Source organism: Enterococcus durans NBRC 100479 = LMG 10746 (assembly GCF_001544215.1).
In the GTDB taxonomy this organism is placed as follows: domain Bacteria; phylum Bacillota; class Bacilli; order Lactobacillales; family Enterococcaceae; genus Enterococcus_B; species Enterococcus_B durans.
The window spans coordinates 1-5,309 of sequence record NZ_BCQB01000088.1; the positions used below are offsets into that span (position 1 = coordinate 1).

At 37.6% G+C, this 5,309-nt stretch carries 4 protein-coding genes, 2 tRNA genes and 2 pseudogenes; 6 read left to right on the plus strand and 2 right to left on the minus strand.

The features are described from left to right. Positions 1 to 98: 98 nt before the first annotated feature. Positions 99 to 171 (minus strand) — tRNA-Thr (locus ED2_RS14035). A 212-nt stretch (positions 172 to 383) separates the two neighbouring features. On the opposite strand from ED2_RS14035, the gene ED2_RS14040 reads away from it, so the two are divergent. The 4 genes from ED2_RS14040 to ED2_RS14055 all read left to right on the plus strand — a co-directional run bounded on the left by ED2_RS14040 (position 384) and on the right by ED2_RS14055 (position 2,494). Next, a tRNA-Asn gene (locus tag ED2_RS14040) sits at positions 384 to 457 on the plus strand. 248 nt (positions 458 to 705) lie between these two features. Then, a complete protein-coding gene (locus ED2_RS14045; protein WP_005879635.1) occupies positions 706 to 1,326 on the plus strand; it encodes a hydrolase in 621 nt (206 codons plus the stop codon). Positions 1,327 to 1,335: 9 nt separating this feature from the next. After that, positions 1,336 to 1,707: a hypothetical protein gene (locus ED2_RS14050; protein ID WP_016177321.1), complete on the plus strand. Its 372-nt coding sequence runs from the start codon at positions 1,336 to 1,338 to the stop codon at positions 1,705 to 1,707. 13 nt (positions 1,708 to 1,720) lie between these two features. Further along, positions 1,721 to 2,494: an alpha/beta hydrolase gene (locus ED2_RS14055; protein ID WP_016177322.1), complete on the plus strand. Its 774-nt coding sequence runs from the start codon at positions 1,721 to 1,723 to the stop codon at positions 2,492 to 2,494. A 423-nt stretch (positions 2,495 to 2,917) separates the two neighbouring features. Here the strand turns inward: ED2_RS14055 and ED2_RS16480 are convergent. Beyond that, positions 2,918 to 3,037, minus strand: a pseudogene (locus tag ED2_RS16480) (DUF3788 family protein); the annotation flags it as partial. 224 nt (positions 3,038 to 3,261) lie between these two features. Between ED2_RS16480 and ED2_RS14060 the strand changes: the two are divergent. Together ED2_RS14060 and ED2_RS14065 are read left to right on the plus strand one after the other, a co-directional pair. After that, complete coding sequence (locus ED2_RS14060) at positions 3,262 to 4,590, plus strand: C1 family peptidase (RefSeq protein ID WP_005879629.1); 1,329 nt, start codon at positions 3,262 to 3,264, stop codon at positions 4,588 to 4,590. Between the two features lie 228 nt (positions 4,591 to 4,818). Next, positions 4,819 to 5,309 (plus strand): annotated as a pseudogene (locus tag ED2_RS14065) (fructosamine kinase family protein); the annotation flags it as partial.

Genomic DNA, 5,309 nt, shown 5'->3' on the forward strand with positions numbered 1-5,309 from the left:
AAATAAAATAAAAAAAGATTTGTGATTTTTTTTAGCAGAGAACAACAAAAAAACAGCGTGAACACGCTGATAAAACAACATGTTACGCTATATAGATAAGCCACTTGCCGGGTTTGAACCGGCGACCTCTTCCTTACCATGGAAGCGCTCTACCAGCTGAGCTAAAGCGGCAAAAATCTTACAGATATTAGGATAACTAATATAGGTGGATTTGTCAATATTTAATTAGAGAAAACAGCTATTTTATGTTTGGAAATAAGGGGCAAAATACTGTTTTTAAATAACGTATTTTTAAAAATTTTTTCCATAAAAAAATAATAGAAATTTTCAAAAAAAGTATTGCGTTATTTATCGTAACTTGCTATTATATACATGTACTTGATTCCGGCATAGCTCAGTTGGTAGTAGCGCATGACTGTTAATCATGATGTCGTAGGTTCGAGTCCTACTGCCGGAGTAATTTGACCACAGTCGCTGACTGTGGCTTTTTTTATAGAGAAAAAATAATATTTCCATAGGTAAAAACGGTTCATTGGAGGAATTCCTTGAGCCTATTTTTTTTGCTAAAAATGGTGAACGAAAAAGCGTTTGTTTGACGAAAAAAGGTGGTCTAAAAAGAGTACTCTTTTACCGAGAGCTTTTACTGTTAGAAAATTCAAAAAAAGAGTAGATTATAGGTATCAAAAATGAAAGGTCGAATGCTTTATGACAAGTTTAAAACCACGTGATGCTGCGCAAGATGAATTATTATCTCCGGAAAATTCTGTATTTCTGTTGATTGATTATCAACCAACCCAAGTCAATTCCATCAACTCCATGGACCGCCATCAATTAATTGAAAATGTAACAGCCGTGACGAATCTGCTGAAAGAGTACCAAGTGCCGATCATCCTTTCGACAGTCAATGTGGCAACTGGTCGCAATCAGGAAACGATTCCCAAATTAAAAAATGTGTTAGCTGATTTACCTAGCTATGATCGTACGTCAATCAATGCTTGGGAGGATGCAGAGTTTAAAGCCGCCGTTGAAGCGACTGGTCGAAAAAAATTGATTATTGCCGCATTATGGACGGAAGCTTGTTTAACTTTTCCGACCTTGGATGCTTTGCAAGCTGGTTATGAAGTGTATCCGGTGGTGGATGCAGTTGGTGGCACAAGCGTGATTGCCCATGAAACTGCTTTGCGCCGTGTGGAACAGGCGGGTGCGCAATTGACGACGTTTGCCCAATTGGCTTGTGAGATGCAACGTGATTGGAATCGAGGAAAAACTGTACCAGTTTTTGTTAAAGCAATGCAAGACAAAGGAATTTTCTTGAAATTACAGTGAGGTGGGAGAATGCTTGATGTGATTGGTTCTATCAAAAATTTACAAGAAACAACTGAGCGCCATTTTCTGCATATCAAAAATCAACATGACTTCATTCGAATCTGGGCGATTCAATTTGAAATCACTTATACCGATTTTAGGGTCATCCAAATGGCGCTACAACTAGCTAACGAAGGGGCATTATTATCCGAATTTACGCAAGCGTATCAAGCAGTTTATCAGTTTGAGTATGCTTTTGCAGAAGGTGGTTTGCCAGTGTTCAACCAACAATTTGGTAAACAAATGTCGGAATATGAACATGCGAAAAATCACTTGAGAGACGTTTTAGAAAGAATCAGGCAACAACAACCTCCAGTGACTGCTGAAAATGATTTGATTTAGGAGGAGATCCAAGATGGTCCAAGAAATGATTTACGATGTGGAAAATCAACTGGCATGCGACGTGTATCAACCCACCGTGACCAAAGGAACGATTATTCTGATTCACGGTGGTGGATGGTTTCGAGGAGATAAGCAAAAAGAATCAGCCTTAGCTGAACAGTTGAGGACAATTGGTTATTTGGTTATCGCTCCTAATTATCGTTTGGCACCCAACTATCTTTATCCAGCTGCTTTGAACGATGTGTTGAAGGTTTATGATTGGTTGCTAGCAAGTGATTTGCCAGTGGAAAAGGGAAAAATTGCCGCTTTAGGATCTTCTGCTGGCGGTAATTTAGCAATCGAACTGGCTTTACAAAAGGGAATTGCTGCGGCTTCTTGGTCAGGGATTATTGATTTAGCGGATTGGGTGGCAAAACATCCAGATGTCATAGCTGAAATGAACCAAAACCCCAATTTTGATCAACAGGAAAGTCGTCAGATCGATCAAGGGGGAACTAACGATGCTTTTTATAAGTGGTTTATATTGAATTATGTCGGTCAGGATCAAGTTTTGCTACAGCAAGCAGATCCGTTGCAACGGGTCTCAGCTGAGAGTGGGCCGATCTTTTTGGCCAATTATTTAGAAGAATTGGTACCGTTGAGTGGTGTGTACAAATTGCAACAAAGTTTGGCTGAACAAAAGGTTCCTAGTGAAAGCAAACTTATTGCTGGTAGCCAACATGGAGAGGGTTATGCCGATGAAGTTTTTGCGAATACGCTGAATTTTTTACAGGAATACTTAGGCTGAAATCGGACTAAATTGAACCATGAAAATTGCTGAGTTGATTGAATATGAGGAATGAATTCAAGTCAGAAAAAGTTTTTAAGATGATCCAGTAAAAAAGCTGATGAAGGATGAATATTTTTTATCAGCTCTTTTCTGGACTCCAACGGAAATGTAAAATAAACACAATAGAAAAATAGCGTTACTATGTTAATGAAAATCTAGCTTCATTAACTAACTCCTTACGGTAAAATAATAGGCTATCGCTAGTCTGGGTTGCAGTATAGTTATCAGCCAAATGGTCCATTTTAGGAAGTAGAAAAAGGTGTCCAACGTTCTAGTCATATAACTTCTGCTACATATCTATGAGCATGAACCTGTGTTAAAGAATACTTTTGTAATGAGGGAATGTGGGACAAATCTAAAAATCGGTTTTGCTACAGACTCTCGAATAAACGGCGGGAGCAGAAGCAACTCCTTCGGAAATAAGCCGAAGTTCACAAAAATTTGAAAAGCAATTTTCGTTCATTTCTTCTTATTTCTCAGAGTTAAACACTTCTGTCCCAGCCTCTCTCAAATAAACGGCGTCCAAAGGTCAGGTTTTTCGGAAATTTCAAAAAGAGGTTGGGACAGAAGTAAGAAACACTTTTGTCTCGACCTCTTTGTTCACAGTAGTATTCTTTGTGCCGATGAATGAAAATTCTTTGAAAGAAATGAGTTGAGAGGACATTGTAATTCAAAGAACTTAAGAGTAGAATGATAAGTACATTTTGGATTGGAAGGATGATTGGATGAAAGCTATTACTTCGGATATGACGAAAAAATTTGAACAACAGTTTCAAGCAAGCAACAAGAAACAAGCATTACAAAGAGCTGTGGTAAAAAACGGAATCACTGCTTCTGCAGAGAATGTTTCTGCACATGTGACAAATACACCTGTATTTTCTATTGATCTAGCAACAGGAAAAGTTGCGAATCAAAAGCAATCAGGACGCTGCTGGATGTTTGCAGCATTAAATACATTCCGTCATAAATTATTGAATCAGTTCAATTTAAAAGATTTTGAATTATCTCAAAACTACACATTTTTCTGGGATAAATATGAAAAAGCAAACTACTTCTATGAAAATATCATTGCTACTGGAAAAGAAGCACTGGATAGTCGAAAAGTTGCCTTTTTACTTACTACACCTCAGCAAGATGGCGGACAATGGGATATGATCGTTTCACTATTCCAAAAATATGGCGTTGTTCCTAAATCAGTGATGCCAGAGAGTGCAAATAGCTCTAATTCTCGTGAATTGAATAATTATCTAAACAAGATATTACGTAAAGATGCAGTTGCTTTGCGCAAAATGATTGCTGATGGAGAAACAAAAGAAACGATTCAAGCTAAAAAAGAAAAAATGCTAGAAAATGTCTATAATTTCTTGGCAACTTCTTTAGGTACACCTCCAAAAGAATTCGATTTTGAGTACCGTGATGAAGACAAAAATTACCACATCGATCAAAATCTTACACCACAAACATTCTATGACAAATACATTGGTGTAAAATTGGAAGACTATGTAAGTATCATCAATGCACCTACCAAAGACAAACCATTCGATCGCTCTTACACAGTTGAAATGTTAGGAAATGTCGTTGACGGAACAGAAGTAAAATACTTGAACGTTGATATGGAAACATTTAAAAAATTGGCGATCAGTCAACTGGAACAAGGAGAGTCAGTTTGGTTTGGTTGTGATGTGGGTCAATCTTCTACAAGAGATAGTGGAATCATGGCATTAGATGTTTATAGCATGGATGACCTATTTGATATTGACTTTACAATGACAAAAGCAGAAAGACTTGATTATGGAGAAAGTTTAATGACTCATGCGATGGTATTGACAGGGGTCGACATTGTTGATGGACAATCAACAAAATGGAAAGTTGAAAATAGCTGGGGTGAAAAAGTCGGAACGAATGGCTTCTTTGTGATGAGTGATGAATGGATGGACGAATACACTTATCAAATCGTCGTTCGTAAAGATTTATTGACAAAAGAACAACTAGCTGCATTTAATGAAAAACCAACTGTCTTGGCTCCATGGGATCCAATGGGCGCACTAGCTTAAATTCCAATAGATTCAACAGGAGAGGGAAAAATGTAGATTCCTTCTCCTTTTTTAGTGGGTTCCTTTCTAACAGAGCTAAAAAGCAGTGTGTTCTTTGAGTGGATCATTTTTTCTAGAACTAGCTGACTACATGCTGATTTCCTTCTTTTCTAATCGTCTATGGTATAATTCATATAGCATATATAAAAGCAGAAGTCTGTTTTCCTAAGCATGTAAGGAGGAGTAGAAATGGATGTACGATCGGTCTTGTCAGAAATCAAGTTAGAAGGAAAAATCATCCCAATAACTGGTGGTGATGTCAATCAAACTTATCGGATTGAGGGGCAATGTTCTTATTTTTTAAAAATTCATCCGAACATCGGTAAAGAATTTTTTGAAGTTGAAGCAGCTGGATTAAAAGAATTAGCACCTTATGTACGTGTACCAGAAACTTACATGCTAGGAGAAATACAAGATGGCGCCTACCTGTTGATGGAATGGATCGAACCAGGAGAAGGTAGCCAGGAAGAACTGGCAGCTACTTTAGCCAACCTGCATAAGGTAACTGCACCGCAATTCGGTTATCGAAAGAACAACTATTTAGGTATATTGCCCCAAATAAATACGTTTGAGGAAGATTGGTGGACGTTTTTTTTTCAAAAACCGATTAGAGAGTCAAATTGCTTTGGCACAAAAAAATAATCGATGGAATCAAGTGCGCCAGCAAAAATTTTTAGAAT